Source organism: Planobispora rosea (genome assembly GCF_014648175.1).
Lineage (GTDB): Bacteria > Actinomycetota > Actinomycetes > Streptosporangiales > Streptosporangiaceae > Planobispora > Planobispora rosea.
The window spans coordinates 1-18,354 of record NZ_BMQP01000002.1 but is presented as its reverse complement, the minus strand read 5'-3'; the positions used below and the strand labels follow the sequence as shown (position 1 = coordinate 18,354).

At 71.9% G+C, this 18,354-nt stretch carries 18 protein-coding genes; 10 read left to right on the top strand and 8 right to left on the bottom strand.

The features are described from left to right. Positions 1 to 108: 108 nt before the first annotated feature. Complete coding sequence (locus IEZ08_RS01980) at positions 109 to 1,119, top strand: ArsR/SmtB family transcription factor (RefSeq protein WP_189241536.1); 1,011 nt, start codon at positions 109 to 111, stop codon at positions 1,117 to 1,119. 108 nt (positions 1,120 to 1,227) lie between these two features. Then, positions 1,228 to 1,776, top strand: coding sequence for a DUF6789 family protein (locus IEZ08_RS01975; RefSeq protein ID WP_229802858.1), 549 nt, complete (start codon positions 1,228 to 1,230; stop codon positions 1,774 to 1,776). A gap of 48 nt (positions 1,777 to 1,824) precedes the next feature. Here IEZ08_RS01975 and IEZ08_RS01970 read toward each other — a convergent pair whose 3' ends face one another. After that, complete coding sequence (locus IEZ08_RS01970; RefSeq protein WP_068928697.1) at positions 1,825 to 2,424, bottom strand: AAA family ATPase; 600 nt, start codon at positions 2,422 to 2,424, stop codon at positions 1,825 to 1,827. Positions 2,425 to 2,699: 275 nt separating this feature from the next. Between IEZ08_RS01970 and IEZ08_RS01965 the strand changes: the two genes are divergently transcribed. Both IEZ08_RS01965 and IEZ08_RS01960 read left to right on the top strand, forming a co-directional pair. Further along, positions 2,700 to 3,026: a hypothetical protein gene (locus tag IEZ08_RS01965; RefSeq protein ID WP_068923011.1), complete on the top strand. Its 327-nt coding sequence runs from the start codon at positions 2,700 to 2,702 to the stop codon at positions 3,024 to 3,026. A 260-nt stretch (positions 3,027 to 3,286) separates the two neighbouring features. Then, on the top strand, positions 3,287 to 3,619 hold the full coding sequence (locus IEZ08_RS01960) for a TraR/DksA family transcriptional regulator (RefSeq protein WP_068923012.1): 333 nt from the start codon (positions 3,287 to 3,289) through the stop codon (positions 3,617 to 3,619). Positions 3,620 to 3,754: 135 nt separating this feature from the next. On the opposite strand, the gene IEZ08_RS01955 is transcribed toward IEZ08_RS01960, so the two are convergent. From IEZ08_RS01955 to zwf, 5 genes are all read right to left on the bottom strand, one after another. After that, positions 3,755 to 4,909, bottom strand: coding sequence for a TIGR03118 family protein (locus IEZ08_RS01955; RefSeq protein ID WP_189241535.1), 1,155 nt, complete (start codon positions 4,907 to 4,909; stop codon positions 3,755 to 3,757). 61 nt (positions 4,910 to 4,970) lie between these two features. Then, positions 4,971 to 5,591 (bottom strand): bifunctional 4-hydroxy-2-oxoglutarate aldolase/2-dehydro-3-deoxy-phosphogluconate aldolase, encoded by a 621-nt coding sequence (gene eda / locus IEZ08_RS01950; protein ID WP_189241534.1) that lies wholly within the window; start codon positions 5,589 to 5,591, stop codon positions 4,971 to 4,973. After that, positions 5,588 to 6,550, bottom strand: a complete 963-nt coding sequence (gene glk, locus IEZ08_RS01945; protein WP_068923015.1) for a glucokinase — start codon at positions 6,548 to 6,550, stop codon at positions 5,588 to 5,590. Before glk ends, eda begins: the two co-directional genes overlap by 4 nt. Then, on the bottom strand, positions 6,547 to 8,481 hold the full coding sequence (gene edd, locus IEZ08_RS01940) for a phosphogluconate dehydratase (protein WP_229802857.1): 1,935 nt from the start codon (positions 8,479 to 8,481) through the stop codon (positions 6,547 to 6,549). Before edd ends, glk begins: the two co-directional genes overlap by 4 nt. A 64-nt stretch (positions 8,482 to 8,545) precedes the next feature. Then, a complete protein-coding gene (gene zwf / locus IEZ08_RS01935; protein ID WP_189241533.1) occupies positions 8,546 to 10,021 on the bottom strand; it encodes a glucose-6-phosphate dehydrogenase in 1,476 nt (491 codons plus the stop codon). Between the two features lie 144 nt (positions 10,022 to 10,165). Here zwf and IEZ08_RS01930 point away from each other — a divergent pair, with 144 nt between their 5' ends. Further along, positions 10,166 to 11,335, top strand: coding sequence for an ROK family transcriptional regulator (locus IEZ08_RS01930; protein ID WP_068923017.1), 1,170 nt, complete (start codon positions 10,166 to 10,168; stop codon positions 11,333 to 11,335). Positions 11,336 to 11,443: 108 nt separating this feature from the next. On the opposite strand, the gene IEZ08_RS01925 is transcribed toward IEZ08_RS01930, so the two are convergent. Further along, positions 11,444 to 11,716, bottom strand: a complete 273-nt coding sequence (locus IEZ08_RS01925) for a hypothetical protein (RefSeq protein WP_068923018.1) — start codon at positions 11,714 to 11,716, stop codon at positions 11,444 to 11,446. 133 nt (positions 11,717 to 11,849) lie between these two features. Between IEZ08_RS01925 and IEZ08_RS01920 the strand changes: the two genes are divergently transcribed. The 5 genes from IEZ08_RS01920 to IEZ08_RS01900 all read left to right on the top strand — a co-directional run bounded on the left by IEZ08_RS01920 (position 11,850) and on the right by IEZ08_RS01900 (position 17,456). Continuing rightward, positions 11,850 to 12,245 carry a ChaB family protein gene (locus IEZ08_RS01920; RefSeq protein ID WP_068923019.1) on the top strand — a complete coding sequence of 132 codons (396 nt, stop codon included), beginning with the start codon at positions 11,850 to 11,852 and terminating at the stop codon, positions 12,243 to 12,245. Positions 12,246 to 12,350: 105 nt separating this feature from the next. After that, positions 12,351 to 14,018 (top strand): catalase, encoded by a 1,668-nt coding sequence (locus IEZ08_RS01915; protein WP_068923020.1) that lies wholly within the window; start codon positions 12,351 to 12,353, stop codon positions 14,016 to 14,018. 248 nt (positions 14,019 to 14,266) lie between these two features. After that, a complete protein-coding gene (locus IEZ08_RS01910) occupies positions 14,267 to 15,637 on the top strand; it encodes an extracellular solute-binding protein (RefSeq protein ID WP_068923021.1) in 1,371 nt (456 codons plus the stop codon). Next, positions 15,634 to 16,545, top strand: a complete 912-nt coding sequence (locus tag IEZ08_RS01905) for a carbohydrate ABC transporter permease (protein WP_068923022.1) — start codon at positions 15,634 to 15,636, stop codon at positions 16,543 to 16,545. The genes IEZ08_RS01910 and IEZ08_RS01905 overlap by 4 nt, the downstream gene beginning before the upstream one ends. Continuing rightward, entirely contained in the window at positions 16,542 to 17,456 is a 915-nt protein-coding gene (locus tag IEZ08_RS01900; protein WP_084780001.1) for a carbohydrate ABC transporter permease, read from the top strand. The genes IEZ08_RS01905 and IEZ08_RS01900 overlap by 4 nt, the downstream gene beginning before the upstream one ends. Before the next feature lie 121 nt (positions 17,457 to 17,577). On the opposite strand, the gene IEZ08_RS01895 is transcribed toward IEZ08_RS01900, so the two are convergent. Beyond that, positions 17,578 to 17,994, bottom strand: coding sequence for a CBS domain-containing protein (locus IEZ08_RS01895; RefSeq protein WP_068923023.1), 417 nt, complete (start codon positions 17,992 to 17,994; stop codon positions 17,578 to 17,580). Positions 17,995 to 18,354 lie beyond the last annotated feature (360 nt).

Genomic DNA, 18,354 nt, shown 5'->3' with positions numbered 1-18,354 from the left:
ACGCTCCGCGAGACTTGTAAGTCCTGGCTTAACCGTGCCGCTCAGCGCCTCGTGTGACGGCGCGGCGACATATTGTGACGGCGATATCGACGCTTAAACGGGGAGCGGATGCACCGGATTCATTTCACCGCCGACGACGTGGCGCGGGTGCGGCTGGCGCCGACGCTGGGCCCCATGGCCGAGACTCTGTTCAGCCTCGGCACGCTGCGCGGGCGCACGGGGGAGACGGTGTTCGGCGGGTGGCGGCGCCGGGTGCGCAGCGGCCTCGACGCGCGGTCCGCGGTCCTGGCCGCCATCACGCCCGCGCGAAAACCATGGTTCGATATGGCCATCCTCGCGGGCACCGGCCTCGACCTGGCCGAAAGCGCCGAGACCTTTCTGGCCAGCCCGCGCCGGGCCGTACGGGCGGAGCTGGACTTCTACGCGAGCCACCATGGCCGGGTGCCGACCACGCTGACCGCGCTCGTCGACACCCCCGCCGCCCGGCGGGAGGTGCTGTCCACGATGGAGGCCTACCACCACTCCGCCGTCGCACCGCATTGGACGGCCATCCGCGCGCACCTGGACGCCGAGCGCGCCCGGCGCGGCACGATCCTGCTCGGCCGGGGTGTCGACGGTCTGCTGTCCGGCCTGCACCCGAAGATCCAGTGGAGGCCGCCGACCCTCCACGTCGACTGCGGCGACCAGTTCGACGCCGACCTCCCCCTCGACGGGCGGGGGCTGCTGCTGGTGCCGTCGTTCTTCCTGCGGAACCCATCGGTGATGTACGACCCGGGCGATCCCGCCGACTGCATCCTCATCTACCCTGCCGTACTCGACGTCGACCACGCTGTGGGCGTCTGGACGGCCGGCACGGCAACGCGGGCTCTGGCCAACCTCCTGGGCCGCACCCGCGCGTCGGTGCTCACCGCCATCGCCGACGGGGTGGCCACCACCGGCGCCCTGGCCCGTCGCCTGGACATCTCATCGGCGGCGATCAGCCAGCACACCGCCGTGCTGCGCGAGGCAGGCCTGATCACCACACACCGGCATCACAACAACGTCCTGCACCACCCCACCCAGACGGGCCTGGCCCTCCTCGACCGCAACCACACACCCGCGGTCCGGGTCAGCAGGTAGTTCGTTCATGGACAGTGACGGCGCCGGACGCGTCTCCGGTTGTTTGGCGGGCGGTGTGCGGGGGAGTCGGCGGGCATGGGAGACGTCGAGCCGACCGGGAGTGGCTTCATGATCCGTGATCTCGTGCGAGGGGGCGTGGCCGGGCTGCTCGCCACGGCCGCCATGAGCGTGGTGATGGTCGCCGGGGACCGGGCCGGGCTGATGCGCGACCAGCCGCCCAAGCGCATCACCCGCGCGTTCCTGCCGGGGAACCGGCACCGGCCCAAGCCGGGTGAGGGGGTGCTCGGCGCCCTCGCGCACGCCGGCTTCGGCGCCGCGGGGGGTGCGTTGTTCGGTCTCCTCACGCGGGGACGCCGTCCTCCGGCTCCGGCCGGCATCGGGTACGGCCTGGCGATCTGGCTGGTCAGCTACCAGGGATGGGTTCCCGGGCTCGGCATCCTGCCACCGATCTCCCGTGACCGGCCGGGCCGCGTCGCGGTGATGGCGGCCGGTCACGTGGTGTACGGCGCCGCGCTCGCCGCCGCGATGCGAAGCCTGAACCGCGATCTCCCGGACCGCGACGCGGACCGGAGCGGATCATCGACCCGCGAGTCCCCGGCCCTGGAGCTCGTGGTGGGAGGGACGGACCGGGGGCTTCCGGGGCACGAGGCCCGGTGAGCGGGCCGGACCGGGGATTTCCTGGACGCGAGACGCGCTGAGCCGGGTTCAGCGTTTGTCGAAGGTGATGGCCCGCAGCAGGTCGGCGGCGGGCCGGTCGAGGACCGTGACGCTCGCGGCGGGAGGGAGCGCACCGGTCCGGGCCCGGGTGACCAGCCGCCGCCAGCGGCGGCAGTGCCGGGCGAAGAGGACGGGGGCCACGACCCGGCCGCGGGAGAGCTGCCCCTCGCGGGCCGTCCGGGGATCGACGTCGAGCATGATGAGGTGCATCCCGGCGCCGGACAGGCGGGCGATCCAGGCCAGGCCGTACACGATGTGCGGCCAGGTGCCCCGGCTGTGCGCGACGACCGTGCGGCCGTGGAGCAGCGCGCGGACGATGCGCGCCATGTGGGTGGCGTGCACGATCGGGGTGCGCAGGCGCGGCGGGAGCGGGGCGAGGCGGGGAGCCCACCACGCGCGGGCCTGCCGTGAGTCGATCACCACGGCGCCGTCGGCCGTCACCGGCCCGGTCTCGTCGCCGCGCAGGCCGTACAGCCGATCCAGCAGGGTGCTCTTGCCCGCGCCGGGGAGGCCGGTGATCAGCACCAGGGATCCTGCCGGATAGGTCAGGTCCTCGACGGACGGCGGGCAGACCGGTGGAGCGGCCACGTGCACCTCACATGGGGGTCGGGGAGACGTCCTCCAATAATGGGTGCCGCCGGGACCTCTTCGGCACACGGGAGGCACGGGGCTCCGGTATGGGGAAGTCACCGGGCGTCCGGGAAGCGTCCGCGGACGCGCTCGCCCGCGGCCCGGAGCCGTGTCCGCCGGCGGGGAAGGGGAACCCGCCCGGCGGCGGAGTGCCCTTTCCCGGACGGTGGGCTATGGTCCAAGTGATGAGGGAACCGCGGTGGGGCACACGCAGGCCCACTGCCGTAACGGCCGTGGTGGGCCTGGTTCTGGCGGTCCTGCTGTCGGCCGCCGCCCCCTCTGCCTGGTCCGGCGGGTGGCGTTCCGCCGACGCCGCAACCGGCACCGCCCTCTGGGTCCTCCAGGGCACCGACACACACCCGTCGACCGCGCCGAGGGTCCTGTCCGGCGGGGCCGAGCACCTTCCGGTGCCCGGGCAGCCGCGCTCCCTGACGTTCGCGGGGACATCGGCGGAGGACCCCGTCCTCGTACGGCTCGCCCGGTACGACGTCCGTCCGGCGGGTGACCCCAGGCGGGTGACGCAGCGGGCCGTCACTCCGCGCAGCCCTCCGGCTCTCTGAGCGGTCGTCCTCCTCTCCCGGTCTCCGCCGGACCTTCTCCGGCCTCCACCGGTCTTTCCCCGGTCTCCACCGGGCGTTTCCCGGCCTGTGCCGAGCAGCGGGCTCGGCGCAGGCCCCCGCGCCATGCCCGAGTACGGCGGCGCGTCACTTCGCGGGCGCCGCGCGGACCCGGCCGCCGTTCTCCGGCCCGGTCCCGGCGGCCCGGTCCCGGCGGCCCGCGGCATGTCCTGCATCCCGCTTCCCGAAAGGATCCGATCATCATGACCGCAGACGTCCGTCTCAGTGACGTCCAGCTGACTTCCATCCGCGAGGAGCTGCGGGAGCAGCTGTTCCGCTGGACCAAGCGACTGGCCGAGCTGGAGGCCGCGGTGAACGACGACGCGGTGGAGGTCTCCGCCAAGCCGGATGTCCTCGCCGACATCGTCTCCGTCGAGCGCAACATCGCCGTCGTGCGCGCCGCCCTGCGGAACATCGCGGAGCTGGTCTACGGCCGCTGCGAGGACTGCGGCTCGGACATCCCGTTCGAGCGCCTCAAGGCGCGTCCGCTGGCGGCCTTCTGCGTGGGGTGCCAGCGCCGCCGTGAGATCCGCTGAGATCGGCAGGCGGCTGAGGCCGGCAAGGAGGCTGAGACCGGCTGAGGCGCCCTGAGACGCCCTGAGGCGCCCTGCTCCGGGACGGCCCGTCCCCGCCCGCGGGCTCTCGGGCCCGCTCGGGGCGGGACGGGCCGGTCAGTAGGGGGACACCGGCGCCGAGGTCGTCGCGGACGGGGAGGGCGCCGGTGGGGCGGAGGGCGGCGCCGAGGTTCCCCGCTCCGCTCCGGCCGGTCGGATCAGGCCGAGGAGGCCGTGCGTGCCGCCGTCGCTGCCCGCGCTGAACCACAGGGCGTTCTCGCCGCCGACCGTCGCGGTGCCGGGCTCCAGGTCCCACAGGCCGCCCAGCGTGATCGGCCTGCCGCCGGAGGTGCGCAGCGGCCCGAGCGGGCGGCCGGTGCGCGGATCGTAGGCGTTGATCCGCCCGTCGCCGAAGTTGCCCACCAGCAGCGTCCCGGAGCGGGCGCCGAAGTCACGCGGGGCGAGCGTCATCGCCCAGGGGGCGTTCAGCGCACCGCGGGCGGCGAAGCGGCCGAGGAAGCGGCCGTCGCCGTCGAACCGGCTGACGAACCCCCTGCCCGGCCCGGCCACGGCCTTGCCGGTCTCCGGGTCGCGCTCGGCGTACGCCACCAGGACGGAGCGGCCCACGACCTCGACGTTGAACGCCGAGTAGCCGCGGGGCAGGGCGGGGTCGCGGAAGGCGCGGCGGTGCGTGCGCAGGCGGTCGAAGTCGCCGTCGAAGACGTGGACGCGGTTGTGCGCGAAGTCGGCGGCCAGCAGCCGCGGTCCCCGGTTGGTCCGGGCCAGGGCGAGGCCCTTGAAGTCGGCGCCGCGCACGAACGCGCCGATGATCGCGTCGTCGGCGTCGGCCCGGGCGTTCCAGCCGGTGATCGCCCCGCTGGGGCCGGCGAAGATGAAGGTCGCGGGGCCCGATCCGCCCGGGCCCTTCACCGTGAACTCCCGGCCCGGGTTGACCACCTGCCCGGTGGGCCGGCCGCCGGGGACGCGGACCCGGGTCTTCTCCTGTTTCACGCCTCCCTGGCCGCCGGAGTAGACGGTGGCCAGGTCGCTGCCGGTGGCCGACACCCACAACGTCCTGCCCATGGCCATGCCCCACGGGTTGACCAGAGCGGGATCGGTCACCGCGGCCCGGCCCCTGACGTCCGAGACCAGGTTGGTGACGGTGAAACGGCTGCGCGTCTGGGATCGGTCCTCGCGGCCGGTCGCGGCGTGTGCCGTACCGGCCGCGAGAGCCAGCAGAGCGGTACAGGCCGTGACGGTGCGTGCTCGCATTGATGCCTCCTCTGTCCGGGAGTGCTGTCGCCGCGAGATACGCGTGGGGCGGGCGCCCGGTTCAGCCGGCGGGGCGCAGCGCCGCCGCCTCGGCGGCCAGCTTCTCGATCCGGTCGTAGTCGCCCGTGGCCAGGGCGTCGGCCGGGGTGAGCCAGGTCCCGCCCACGCAGCCGACGTTCGGCAGCGCGAGGTAGTCGGGGGCCGTCGCGAGCTTGATCCCGCCCGTCGGGCAGAACCGCACGCCGGGCAGGGGACCGCCCAGCGACTTCAGGTACGGCAGCCCGCCCGCGGCCTCGGCCGGGAAGAACTTCATCTCGGTCAGCCCGCGCTCGGCCAGCGCCATGACCTCCGACGCGGTCGCCACCCCGGCCAGGAACGGCAGGCCGCTGCCCTCCATGGCGTCCACCAGGGCGTCCGTGCTGCCCGGGCTGACCAGGAACTTCGCTCCCGCCTCCGCGGAGGCGCGCACGTCGCCGGCGGTCCGGACGGTCCCGGTGCCGATCACCGCCTCGGGGACCTCGGCGGCGATCCGCCGGACCGCCTCCAGCGCCGGGGCGGTGCGCAGGGTGACCTCGATGACCGGCAGGCCGCCCGCCACCAGGGCGCGCGCCAGGGGCACCGCGGTCTCCAGGTCGTCGATGACGACGACCGGGATCACCGGGGCGATGTCGAGAAGGCTCATGCGTACTCCATCGGAGAGGTGGTCAGGCGCTGGCGCAGCCAGGCCGCCGCGCCGGTGAGCGCGGGCTGCGGCGCCACGATCAGCGTCGTGGCGATGGCGGACAGGTAGTCGCCGAGCGCCGGGCTGGCCTCGAAGCGGCGTCGGAAGTCGCTGGCGCGCACCCGGTCCACGATACGGGGCAGCACGCCGCCGCCCAGATAGACGCCGCCGCGGGCGCCCAGGGTCAGCGCGACGTTCCCGGCGAAGGAGCCGAGCATGCCGCAGAAGACCTCGACGGTCTCGGCGCACAGGGAGTCGTCCAGCCGCGCCACGATGTCGGCGGGGGTGAGAGGCGGCGCGTCCACGCCGTTGACCAGGGCCAGACCGCGGTGGATCCGGGCCAGTCCCGGCCCCGACAGCAGGTGTTCGGCCACCACGTGCCGCAGACCGTCCGCGTGCAGCGCCCGGACGATCTCGTGGTCCCGCTCGTCCAGGACCGGCACGGTGACGTGCCCGCCCTCACCGGGGACCGGCACCCAGCCCTCCGCCGCGGGCACCAGGCCGGCGACGCCCATCCCCGTCCCGGGGCCGAGCACCGCCTTGACCCCGTGCGAGGGTTCGGGGCCGCCGAGGGAGACCAGGTCGCCGCCGGTCAGGTGGGGCAGGGAGGCGGCGAGCGCCTCGAAGTCGTTGAGCAGCTCGACGTGGGGGATCCCCAGATCGCGGACCGAACCCGACCATCCGGCGTTGGTCAGCCGGTAGCGGTCGCCGTCGATCGGGCCTGCGATCGCGATGCAGGCCGCTCCCGGCCGAACTCCGCCCGCGTGCTCCGCGAGATAGGCGGCTACTGCTTCGGGAAGGCCCGCATGGTCTTTCCCGGTCAGTACGGCCACCGCCTCGGGCTGCCCGCCCGCCTCGGTGATCAGGCCGAAGCGGGCGTTGGTGCCGCCGACGTCGGCGACGAGCCAGGGTGTCGTCACGCCGCGCCGTCCTCGTCCGCGGGGCTCCCGTTCGCCAGGCTCTCGGCGCGGCCGTTGAGGGCGAAGATCCCGGCGCCGCGCTCGGCGGGCCCGGCCGTACGGCGGAACGCCTCGAACAGCTCGCGGCCGGTGCCCACCCACTGGGCGTCGGTGAGCGGCGCCCCCTGCGGGGTGCGGGCGGCCAGCTCCTCGGCCGGGACCAGCAGCTCCAGGGTGCCCGCCACGGAGTCGAGGCGGATCGGGTCGCCGTCCCGGACCAGTGCGATCGGGCCGCCGTGGGCGGCCTCGGGCGACAGGTGGATGGCCGCCGGGACCTTGCCCGAGGCGCCCGACATGCGGCCGTCGGTGACGATCGCCACCCGCTGGCCGCGGTCCAGCAGCACCGCCAGCGGCGGGGTGAGCTTGTGCAGCTCGGGCATGCCGTTGGCGCTGGGGCCCTGGTAGCGGATGACCGCCACGAAGTCCTGCCCGTCCAGCTCGCCCGCCTCGAAGGCGCGCAGCAGCTCCAGCTGGTCGTCGAAGACCTTGGCCGGGGCCTCGGTCACCAGGTGCTCCTTCTTGACGGCGGAGACCTTGATGACCGCTCGGCCCAGGTTGCCGTCGAGCATCTGGGTGCCGCCGTCGGCGGAGAACGGGTCGCTCACCGGCCGGAGCACGTCGAGGTCGGTGCTGCCCCCGGTCCGCTCGGCCCAGACCAGTTCGCCGTCCTTCAACTCGGCGGCCGACCGGTAGTGGTCAAGCCCCCGACCGGCGATGGTGAGCACGTCGTTGTGGAGCAGCCCGGCGTCGAGCAGGTCGCCGATGAGCACCTGCATGCCGCCCGCGGCCTGGAAGTGGTTCACGTCGGCCTGGCCGTTGGGGTACATCCGGGTCAGCAGCGGCACGGCCTTCGACAGGTCGGCCAGGTCGTCCCAGAGCAGCTCGATGCCGGCCGCCGCGGCGATGGCGACGAGGTGCATGGTGTGGTTGGTCGAGCCGCCGGTGGCCAGCAGCGCCACGCAGGCGTTGACGATCGCCTTCTCGTCGACCACCCGGCCGACGGGGGCGTACTCGTCGCCGTGGGCGGTGATCTCCACGGCCCGCCGGCCGGCGGCCCTGGTCAGGGCCTCGCGCAGCTCGGTGCGCGGGTTGACGAAGGTCGCGCCCGGCAGGTGCAGGCCCATGACCTCGATCATGACCTGGTTGGAGTTGGCGGTGCCGTAGAAGGTGCAGGTGCCGGGGGAGTGGTAGGACTGCATCTCGGAGTCCAGCAGCTCGGCCTTGCCGACCTTGCCCTCGGCGAACAGCTGCCGGGTGCGGGCCTTGGCCTTGTTGGGCAGGCCGGAGGTCATCGGCCCGGCGGGCACGAACACCGCGGGCAGGTGGCCGAAGTGCAGCGCGCCGATCAGCAGGCCCGGCACGATCTTGTCGCAGACGCCCAGCATGAGCGAGGAGTCGAACATGTCGTGGGAGAGCGCGATCGCGGTGGCCATCGCGATGACCTCGCGGCTGTAGAGCGAGAGCTCCATGCCCGCGCGGCCCTGCGTGATGCCGTCGCACATCGCGGGCACGCCGCCGGCGAACTGGGCGATGCCGCCCGCGGCGCGGACCGCCGCCTTCAGGATCGGCGGGTAGGTCTCGTACGGCTGGTGCGCCGAGAGCATGTCGTTGTAGCTGGAGACGATCGCCACGCCCGGCCTGACGAAGGCGCGCAGGTCGGGCTTGTCGGCCTCCGGGGCGCCGGCGAAGCCGTGCGCCAGGTTGGCGCAGCCGAGGGTGGAGCGCGCGGGGCCGCGCTCGCGGGCCGCCTCGGCCTCGGCGTCGAGCCGGGCCAGGTAGGCGGTGCGGCTGGCGCGGCTGCGCTCGATCAGGCGGTCGGTGACCTCTCGGACGACGGGGTGCATCCGGCCTCCTCCATTGGGTTCGATCCGGTCGGAACGGTCGGTGGTCATGCGCGCTCCTCCGCCGGTCGCGTGACCGGGGTGCTGCGCCTGCTGACGGCCTCGGTGAGATCGGTCACCGGCTCTCCTCCTCGTGCCAGGCGCGGCCGCTGCGGGCGAGGAGCTCGTGCGCGCCGGCGGGGCCCGCGGTGCCCGCGGGGTAGGGCTCGGGCAGCAGGCTCTGCGACTCCCACTCGGAGAGGATGGGGTCGATCCACCGCCAGGCGGCCTCCACCTCGTCGCGCCGCATGAACAGCGTCGGGTTCCCGGCCAGGACGTCCATGAGCAGCCGCTCGTAGGCGTCGGGCACGCGGGCGGTGAAGGTCTCGGCGAAGCTCAGGCTCAGCGGGACCGGCTTGAGCGCCACCTCGCCCGCGCCCGGCTCCTTGGCCATCAGGTGCAGCCGGATGCCCTCGCTCGGCTGCAGCCGCAGCACCAGCCGGTTGGGCGCGCTGCCCGGGAAGATCGAGTGGGGCACGTCCTTGAACTGCACCACGATCTCGGAGGAGCGGTACGGCATGCGCTTGCCGGTGCGCAGGTAGAACGGCACGCCGGCCCAGCGCCAGTTCTTCACCTCGGCGCGGATGGCGGCGAAGGTCTCCACCCGCTGCGAGGCCTCGGTGGGCGGGGTGCTGTCGGGCTCGTCGAGGTAGCCGGGGACCTGCACGCCGCCGGAGACTCCCGCGGTGTACTGCCCGCGGACGGTGAAGCGGTCCACCTCGCCGCCGGTGATCGGCCGCAGCGACTCCAGCACCTTGACCTTCTCGTCACGGACGGACTCGCGGTCGTTGCGGGACGGGGGCTCCATGGCGACCAGGCAGAGAAGCTGGAGCAGGTGGTTCTGCACCATGTCGCGCAGCGCGCCGGCGTGGTCGTAGTAGCCGCGGCGGCCGGGCGTGCCGACGGTCTCGGCGGCGGTGATCTGGACGTGGTCGATCCACAGGGAGTTCCAGATCGGCTCCAGGAACGCGTTGGCGAAGCGGAGCACCAGCAGGTTCTGGACCGTCTCCTTGCCCAGGTAGTGGTCGATGCGGAAGATCTGCCGCTCGTGGAAGATCGCCCCGACCTCGTCGTTGATGTGCTGGGCGCTGGCCAGGTCGCGGCCGAGCGGCTTCTCCAGCACGACGCGGGAGGCGGGGGTGACCAGCCCGGCGCGGTGCACCTGGCGGCAGAACGGGCCGAAGGTCATGGGCGGGCTGGCCAGGTAGAACACACGGTCGCGCTGCTCGTGCCCGGCGAGCAGGGCGGTGATCCTCGCCCAGCCGGTGTGGTCCTCGCCGGAGATGTCGATGGTGACGTGGTGCAGGCGGGCGAGGAAGCGCTGCCAGATGGCGAGGTCGTCCACCGGCACCGAGCCCCGTACCTCGGCGTCCACCTTGCCGCGGAAGTCGTCGTCGTCGAGCCCGCCGCGGGACATCGCGATGATCCGGGTCTCCGCGGCGAGCAGGCCGTCGCGGTCGGCGTGGTAGAGCGCGGGCAGGAGTTTCCGCATGGAGAGGTCGCCTGTGCCACCGAAGACGATCAGGTCGGCGGGCTGAGGGGTCTCGGACATGGGGGAGCTCCGTACTTGATCTTCCGGTTCAGGGATAGATCGGACACTAGCCATGTCTTGCGCTTCACACAAGCGGAGTTTTGTAATTTGAGATGAGAAAGTTTGAACTTTTCATTTCCTAACTGCGTGTGGTTCACTGGGCCGATGCCTCGTCGTCCCGCCACCGCGCTCGCCACGAGCGGTGAGGTGCTCCGCCTCATCCGCACGGGTGAGGCCGTCACGCGCGCGGACATCGGACGGGTCACCGGACTGTCCCGGCCCGCCGTCTCCCTGCGCGTCACCGAACTGCTGGACCGCGGCCTGGTGGTGGAGGACACCGAGGGACCGTCCACCGGAGGCCGCCCGCCGACCCGGCTGGCCTTCAACGCCTCCGGCGGGGTCGTCCTGGTGGGCGCGCTGGGCGCGAGCCGCACGCAGATCGCCGTCTGCGATCTCGCCGGGACCGTGCTGGACCGCGCCGACCTCGGCATCGACGTCGAGGACGGTCCCGACGTCGTGCTGCCCCTGGTCATGCAGACCTGGAACGACCTCCTCGGCGACCGCTCCGTCTCACAGGTCCGCGGCGTCGGCCTCGGCGTGCCCGCGACCGTGGAGTTCGCGGCCCGCCGTACCGAGAGCGCCCGCATCATGGCCAGCTGGACCGGCGTGGCCATCCCGCCGATCATCGAGGAGCGCTTCCCGGGCCCGGTCTTCCTCGACAACGACGTGAACGTGATCGCCATCGGCGAGCACCGCGCGATCTACGCCGGAGAGGCCGACGACCTGCTGTTCGTCAAGGTCTCCACCCGGATCGGCGCGGGTGTCATCGCGGGCGGCGAGATCCTGCGCGGCGCGCTGGGCGCCGCCGGGGAGATCGGCCACATCCCGGTCCGGCACGGCGGGGGAGTGCTCTGCCGCTGCGGCAACACCGACTGCCTCGACTCGGTCGCCAGCGCCACCTCGATCCTGCGGACCCTGCGGGAGCGCGGCCGCGACGTCAAGACCCTGGCCGACGTGGTCGCGCTGGTCCGCGCGGGCGACGCCGGGACGATGACGGTGATCCGCGACGCCGCCCGGATGCTGGGCGAGGTCGTCGCCACCGCGGTCAACATCCTCAACCCGGCCGTGGTCGTCCTCGGCGGCGACGTCGCCGAGGCGTTCCAGCCGCTGGTCTCCGGCGTCCGCGAGGTCGTCTACCGGCGCTCCACCGCCCTGTCCACCCGCAACCTCCGCATCGAGCGCAGCCGCCTCGGTCCCGGGGCGGGCATCACCGGCTGCGCCCACATGGTCCTCGACCACATCCTCGCCCCCGAGGCCGTGGACGCCCTCGCCTGACCGGCCCGGCGGCGATCGGGGACCGGGAGAGCGGCGGGACCGTCACACGGATGCCGGGGTCGCCCGGGAGGCGGCGGGCCTCGCAGACGATTCCCGGTCCGGTGTCGCTCAGCCCGCCTCGGTCATACCGCCGCGTGTCCGGCGGTTCTGGTTCTGGCGGCGGATCGCCATCGCCATGTCGACGGCCGCCACCAGCGCGAGCACCACCATCACGACGGACAGCCAGACGATGCCCCCGGCGAAGGCGAGGGCGCCGATGGCCAGAGCCGCGATCAGGGCGAAAGAGCCAATACGGATATGGACCACGTCACGGGGCGTCGCCGGGACCATCGGCTTACCGGTCCTCGAGGTCTGCTCCGGCTGTTGCGGTTCGTATGTCATGGTTCCCTCCTCAGCATCAGGCCCCCCGTACCCGTCCGCGCCCCTCCCATGCACGCCGCATGATCCGGCGGCGGCGGGGCAGGAGGCCCGGACGGACGAGCACCCTGGCGAACGAGGAAAGGTGAGTTTCGAGATGCCGGCACGTGAAGAGCTGCCGTCGACCCTGCGCCGATCCCCCAAGAAGGCGCAGGAGACCTGGATCAAGGCGCACGACTCCGCCGTGGAGACCTACGGGGAGGGCGAGCGGGCGCACCGTACGGCCTTCGCCGCGCTGAAGCACTCCTTCGAGAAGGTGGGCGACCACTGGGAGGCCAAGAAGGGCGGTAAGGGCCCCTCGGACGCCCAGGCGGAGAAGAGCACGCCGAAGACGGGCAGGACCGCCGAGGGCGTGGACGCGAACGCCTCCAAGGAGCACCTGTACGACCTGGCCCGCCGCCTGGACATCCCCGGACGCTCCACCATGACCAAGCGGCAGCTCGTCGAGGCCATCCAGAAGGCCAACCGGAAGGCCACGGCCAAGGCCCGCTGACCGGGGCGGCGTCCGTTTTGACGAAAATTCTTGCTCCGTGAGCTATAAGCGGGGGCCCATCGGAAAGAAGGCCGGAAGCTAAGCGCACGGAGGGGAGACGTCTTCATGACGGACGTGTCGAGCATGGGACCGGGTCCGGGCGACGAGCGCCCGGTGCTGACCAACCGGCAGGGCCACCCGGTCTACGACAACCAGAACCAGCGGACGGTGGGCCCCCGCGGGCCCGCCACGCTGGAGAACTACCAGTTCCTGGAGAAGATCAGCCACTTCGACCGCGAGCGCATCCCCGAACGGGTGGTGCACGCCCGGGGTGCGACCGCCTACGGCTACTTCGAGGCCACCGGCTACCTGGGTGACGAGCCGATCAGCCGCTACACCCGGGCGAAGCTGTTCCAGGAGGCGGGCAAGCGCACCGACCTGGCCATCCGGTTCTCCACCGTCATCGGCGGCCGGGACTCCTCGGAGGCGGCGCGCGACCCTCGCGGGTTCGCCGTGAAGTTCTACACCGAGGACGGCAACTGGGACCTCGTCGGCAACAACCTGGCCGTCTTCTTCATCAGGGACGCCATCAAGTTCCCCGACGTCATCCACGCGCTCAAGCCCGACCCGGTGACGTTCCGCCAGGAGCCCAACCGCATCTTCGACTTCATGTCGCAGACGCCCGAGGCCATGCACATGCTGGTCAACCTGTTCAGCCCGCGCGGCATCCCGGCGGACTACCGGCACCAGCAGGGCTTCGGCGTCAACACCTACAAGTGGGTCAACGACCGGGGTGAGACCCACCTGGTCAAGTACCACTGGATGCCCAAGCAGGGCGTGCGGAGCATGACCGCCGCCGACGCGGCGGCCGTACAGGCCAACGACCTGGGGCACGCCACCAAGGACCTGCGCGACGCCATCGACCGGGGCGACTACCCCGAGTGGGACCTGCTGGTCCAGATCATGACCGACGAGGAGCACCCCGAGCTGGACTTCGATCCGCTGGACGACACCAAGGTCTGGCCCGAGAACGAGTTCCCCGCCCGGAAGGTCGGGACGATGGTGCTCAACCGCAACGTCCAGAACAACTTCGCGGAGAACGAGCAGATCTCCTTCGGCACCGGCGTCCTGGTCGACGGGCTCGACTTCTCCGACGACAAGATGCTGGTCGGCCGGACCTTCTCCTACAGCGACACCCAGCGCTACCGGGTCGGTCCCAACTACCTCCAGCTCCCGGTCAACCAGGCCAAGAACGCCAACGTGCGCACCAACCAGCGCGACGGCCAGATGACCTACTTCGTGGACGGCGCGGGGGAGAACCCGCACGTCAACTACGAGCCGTCGATCACAGGCGGCCTGCGCGAGGCGCAGTACCCCTCGCACGACGATCAGGGACCGACGATCACCGGGCGGCTCACCCGCAAGCGCATCCCCCGCACCAACGACTACAAGCAGGCCGGGCAGCGGTTCCGGCTGATGGAGCAGTGGGAGCGCGACGACCTCGTGCTCAACTTCGTCACGATGCTGTCGCAGTGCGAGCGGCCCATCCAGGAGCGCATGGTCTGGCACTTCCTGCTCGTGGAGGACGAGCTCGGGCTGCGTGTCGGCGAGGGCCTCGGCATCGCCCCCGAGGACGTCGCCCACCTGGAGCCGCTGGCCAGCCAGGACCTCACCGACGAGGACCGCGACCGCCTGTCCCGGCTGGGCAAGAACGGGCCGCGCGACGTCACCGGCCTGGAGATGACCCACTGCGTGCCCAACGAGCGCGCCGTGATGGTCCCGGCCACGCCGTGACGGCGTAGCGGGCCGGGTACGGCGCCCGGAGGATCGCCCCTGGTTGACGGCAGGAATGACTGGCCTTGACGAGAAGCGGTTCTCCGGAAAACGTTGATTCAACCGTGCCTCGCCGGGCAGTCGGTCCTCCCAGCACGACTGCCCGGCCGGGGAACGGCTGCTCGGCGAGCGCGCCCTCCCCGCGACGGGCCCTGCGCCGAGACCGGGCTCCCGCCGGGCTGGGACGGATGACTCGCGAGGAGGCCCCCATGCTCCACAGTCCGGTGAATCCGGGTCGCGCCGCGGCGGCGACCCTGGCCACCGCCCTGGTCACCACCCTGGCCGCGTGCGGCGGGGTCGGGTCCGGCGGCGATCGAGGCGGTGAGACGGCCGGCGGCGGGGCATCGTTGACCACGATGGGCTTCGGGCTCCCCGACGAGATCGCCAAGACCCGCGTCGACGCCTTCAAGAAGGCCAACCCCGGCGTCGCCCTCCAGATCAACGAGGGCCAGTTCGACGAGCAGGCGTTCCTGTCGGCGGTGGCCGCCGGCAACCCGCCGGACGTGGTCTACCTCGGCCGCGACCGCATCGGCAGCTACGCGGCGCGCGGCGCGATCCAGCCGCTGGACGGCTGCGTCAGCGAGCAGAACATCCCGACCGGGGACTTCTACCCGGCCGCCCAGCAGCAGGTGAAGTACGACGGCAAGTGGTACGGCATCCCGGAGTTCTACAACTCGGTCGTCCTGGTGGTCAACGACAAGGCCGCCAGGGACGCCGGGGTCGATCCGGCGGACATCGACACCTCCGACTGGGACCGGCTGGCGGAGCTGGCCGGGAAGATGACGCGGACCGAGGGCGGGAAGATCGAGCGGTTCGGCTTCTACCCGAAGCTCCCGGAGTTCCTCCCGCTCTGGGCCAAGGCCAACGGCGCCGACATCCTCAGCGCCGACGGCCGGACCTCGCGCCTGAACGACCCGAAGGTCGCCGAGGCGCTGGACTACGCGAACGGGCTCGTCGAGTCCCAGGGAGGCTGGAAGAAGCTCAAGGCGTTCACCGACACCTTCGACTACTTCGGTGAGGGCAACCCGTTCGTCAAGGACCAGATCGGCGCGATGCTGACCGAGCAGTTCGTGGTCACCGCGATGGCCGGGACCACGCCGGACGCCGCCATCACCGTGCTGCCGTTCAAGGACCGCCGGGGCAACCCGGTCAACAACGTGGGCGGCAACGCCTGGGTGGTCCCCAAGGGGGCCAGGAACCCCGACGCCGCGTGCACGTGGATCAAGACCATGACCGCGGCCGAGACCTGGATCGCGGCGGCTCGGGCCCGCGCCGCCAAGCGCGCCCAGGAGGGCAAGGCCTACACCGGCACCTACACCGGCAACGCCAAGGCCGACGAGGTGATCTTCTCCGAGATCGTGAAGCCGAGCGGGAAGAAGCCGTTCGACGACGCGGTCAAGGTGATCCGCTCGGTTCAGGAGGCCGGGTTCGTGGTGCCGCAGTCGGCGGCGGCGGCCGAGTTCAAGAAGGCCTGGGAGGACGCGGCGATCCGGGTGCTGCAGGGCGACCAGAAGGCCGCCGACTCCCTGGGGCGGGCACAGGCCGAGGCGCAGAAGGCCATCGACGAGGCGACCTCGTGAGGCGTCTGACGCCGGAGACCCGCTGGGCGTACACCTTCCTGCTGCCGTGGCTGATCGGCCTGGTGGTCTTCCAGGTGGGGCCGATGATCGCCAGCCTGGTGCTGTCGTTCACCGACTACGACCTGATCGGCCCGCCGGAGTTCGCCGGGACGGCCAACTACGCGCGGATGACGGAGGACCCCAAGGTCGCCCGGGCGATCGGCAACACCGTCGTCTACACGCTCCTGCACGTGCCGCTGGCCATCGCCCTGGCGCTCGCCCTGGCCCTGGTGCTGAACCGGATCACCGGCCGCGCCGCCGGGGTGTTCCGGACGATCTTCTACCTGCCGTCCATGACCCCGTACGTCGCCGTCGGTGTGCTCTTCCTCTTCCTGCTCAACGGGCAGGCGGGGATGATCAACCAGTTCCTCGGCCTGTTCGGGATCGAGGGACCGCAGTGGACCACCGACCCCGACTGGGTGCTGCCCGGCATCGTGCTGATGTCGCTGTGGAACCTGGGCTCCACCACGATCATCCTGTTCGCGGCCCTGCGGAACGTCCCCCGGGAGCTGAGTGAGGCCGCGATGATCGACGGGGCCGGCACCTGGCAGCGCTTCCGCGCGGTGACCCTGCCGATGATCAGCTCGGCGCTCTTCTTCGTGGTGATCATCAACACGATCACCTCGCTGCAGATGTTCGACCAGGTCTACACGATGTTCTTCGGCAACCAGACGGCCCAGCAGTCGTACGGCGACGCCGCGCTCTTCTACGTCGTGTACCTCTTCCAGCAGGGCTTCCAGTTCCTGCACATGGGGTACGCCTCGGCGCTGGCGTGGGTGCTGTTCCTGGTGATCGCGGCCATCACGCTGGTCCAGGTGAAGGTGGGCAACCGGTTGGTCTACTACGAGGCCGAGGAGCGTGCCGGATGACGGCGGCGGAACCGATCCAGGCTGCGGTCCAGGCCGCGCCCGCCCGGACCGAGGCGGCCCCGCCCGCCGATCCGGCGGGCCGGGGGACCGGGAAGGTCTTCTTCCTCACCGTTCTGGCCGCCGCGTCGGTGATCTTCCTGTACCCGTTCGTCTGGCTCGTCGTCGCCTCGCTCAAGCCCCGCGACCGGACGTTCACCGACCCGTTCCTCCCCTGGCCGGTCCCGTTCCGGCCGGAGAACTACGCGGCGGTCTGGGACGCCGCGCCCATGCTGGCCTGGCTGGTCAACACGGTGGTCGTCGGCGTCGCGGCGGCGCTGACGGTCACCCTGTCCAGCGCCTTCGTGGCCTTCGGCTTCGCCTACTTCCGCTTCCCCGGCCGGAACCTGCTCTTCGGCAGCGTGCTGGCCACGATGATGCTGCCCGCCGCGGTCACCCTGGTGCCGACCTTCCTGATCTGGAACGCGGCGGGGCTGACCGGCACCCAGGTGCCGCTGTGGGCGGGCAACCTGTTCGGCTCGGCGTTCTACATCTTCCTGCTCCGGCAGTTCCTGCTCGGGGTGCCGCGCTACGTCTTCGAGGCCGCCCGCGTCGACGGCGCGTCGTACTTCGACCTGTTCTGGCGGATCGCGCTCCCGCTCTCCCGGCCCGCCCTGATCATCGCCTTCATCTTCGAGCTCAAGGCCAGCTGGTTCGACCTGATGAAGCCGCTGATCTATCTGCAGGACCCGGCGCTCTACACGCTGCCCCGGGGGCTGAAGGCGGTGGTCGACCAGTTCTACCAGGGCGGCGACCCCAAGTGGGAGATCGTCCTGGCGGCCGGCGTCATCACCACCCTCCCGCTGATCGTCATCTTCTTCCTCGGTCAGCGCTACTTCGTCCAGGGCATCGCCACCACCGGCCGCCGCGGATGAGCACCGCTGAGCGCCGCTGAGCGCGGCCGGGAAAACCGTGAGGGCCGCCCTTCCCGGGAAGGGCGGCCCTCACATCGACGGTCCGGACGGCCCGGTCTCGGGGCGGGCCGTCCGGCGGCCGTCAGTCCGTGCTGAGCGCGTCGAGCAGGTCCCCGACGGGCCGGTCCGGCAGGGCCCGGGCCACGTCGGCCAGGGCCACGATCCCGACCAGCTTGTGACCGTCGATCACCGGAAGCCTGCGCACCTTGTGCGAGGCCATGGTCCGGAGGATCTCCGCGGCGTCGTCGTCGGCGCCGATGGTCACGGCCTCACCCTGGGCCAGCTCGCCGGCCAGGCAGCTGCCGGGGTCCTTGCCCTCGGCGAGGACCTTCACCACGATGTCGCGGTCGGTCAGCACGCCCTTCAGCCGGTCATCCGTGCCACAGATGGGCAGGGAGCCCACCCCCAGGCGCGCCATCTTCCTGGCGGCGTCGAGAACCGTCTCGTCGGCGTTCACGCACTCCGCGTTCGGCGTCATGATGTCCCGTGCGGTCGGCATTCTCGCTCCTTTCGGTGGGTTGCGGTCCTGTGCGGCTGCCCGCCGGGAACCGGATGAAACCAGTTCTCGAACGCGACCCGCCCGGACGACACCGAACGTTTGCGGATCATCAATCCCCGATCATCCGGACGGACTTTGACGATCTTTACGTTTGCGGCGTTTGTGCACTGCCCCCCACCGCACGCGGAAGGACACTCATGCGCATTCCCGCTCGGGCACTCGTCGTCGCGTTGGCGACCGCCCTGGCGCTCAGCAGCGCGAACGTGACCGGCACCCCCGCCTTCGCGCAGGACGACGACCCCACGCTCGCCGCTCTCACGCAGGTCGTCCCCGAGATCGTCGAAGAGGCCAGGGCCGTCC

Bases quoted from the DNA above. Each gene is read 5' to 3' on its own strand.
- IEZ08_RS01915 (WP_068923020.1), top strand. From the start codon at position 12,351: ATGACGGACGTGTCGAGCATGGGACCGGGTCCGGGCGACGAGCGCCCG.
- IEZ08_RS01980 (WP_189241536.1), top strand. From the start codon at position 109: ATGCACCGGATTCATTTCACCGCCGACGACGTGGCGCGGGTGCGGCTG.
- IEZ08_RS01925 (WP_068923018.1), bottom strand. From the start codon at position 11,716: ATGACATACGAACCGCAACAGCCGGAGCAGACCTCGAGGACCGGTAAG.
- IEZ08_RS01930 (WP_068923017.1), top strand. From the start codon at position 10,166: ATGCCTCGTCGTCCCGCCACCGCGCTCGCCACGAGCGGTGAGGTGCTC.
- IEZ08_RS01960 (WP_068923012.1), top strand. From the start codon at position 3,287: ATGACCGCAGACGTCCGTCTCAGTGACGTCCAGCTGACTTCCATCCGC.
- IEZ08_RS01900 (WP_084780001.1), top strand. From the start codon at position 16,542: ATGACGGCGGCGGAACCGATCCAGGCTGCGGTCCAGGCCGCGCCCGCC.
- zwf (WP_189241533.1), bottom strand. From the start codon at position 10,021: ATGTCCGAGACCCCTCAGCCCGCCGACCTGATCGTCTTCGGTGGCACA.
- IEZ08_RS01975 (WP_229802858.1), top strand. From the start codon at position 1,228: ATGATCCGTGATCTCGTGCGAGGGGGCGTGGCCGGGCTGCTCGCCACG.
- IEZ08_RS01955 (WP_189241535.1), bottom strand. From the start codon at position 4,909: ATGCGAGCACGCACCGTCACGGCCTGTACCGCTCTGCTGGCTCTCGCG.
- eda (WP_189241534.1), bottom strand. From the start codon at position 5,591: ATGAGCCTTCTCGACATCGCCCCGGTGATCCCGGTCGTCGTCATCGAC.
- edd (WP_229802857.1), bottom strand. From the start codon at position 8,481: ATGACCACCGACCGTTCCGACCGGATCGAACCCAATGGAGGAGGCCGG.
- IEZ08_RS01910 (WP_068923021.1), top strand. From the start codon at position 14,267: ATGCTCCACAGTCCGGTGAATCCGGGTCGCGCCGCGGCGGCGACCCTG.
- IEZ08_RS01920 (WP_068923019.1), top strand. From the start codon at position 11,850: ATGCCGGCACGTGAAGAGCTGCCGTCGACCCTGCGCCGATCCCCCAAG.
- IEZ08_RS01895 (WP_068923023.1), bottom strand. From the start codon at position 17,994: ATGCCGACCGCACGGGACATCATGACGCCGAACGCGGAGTGCGTGAAC.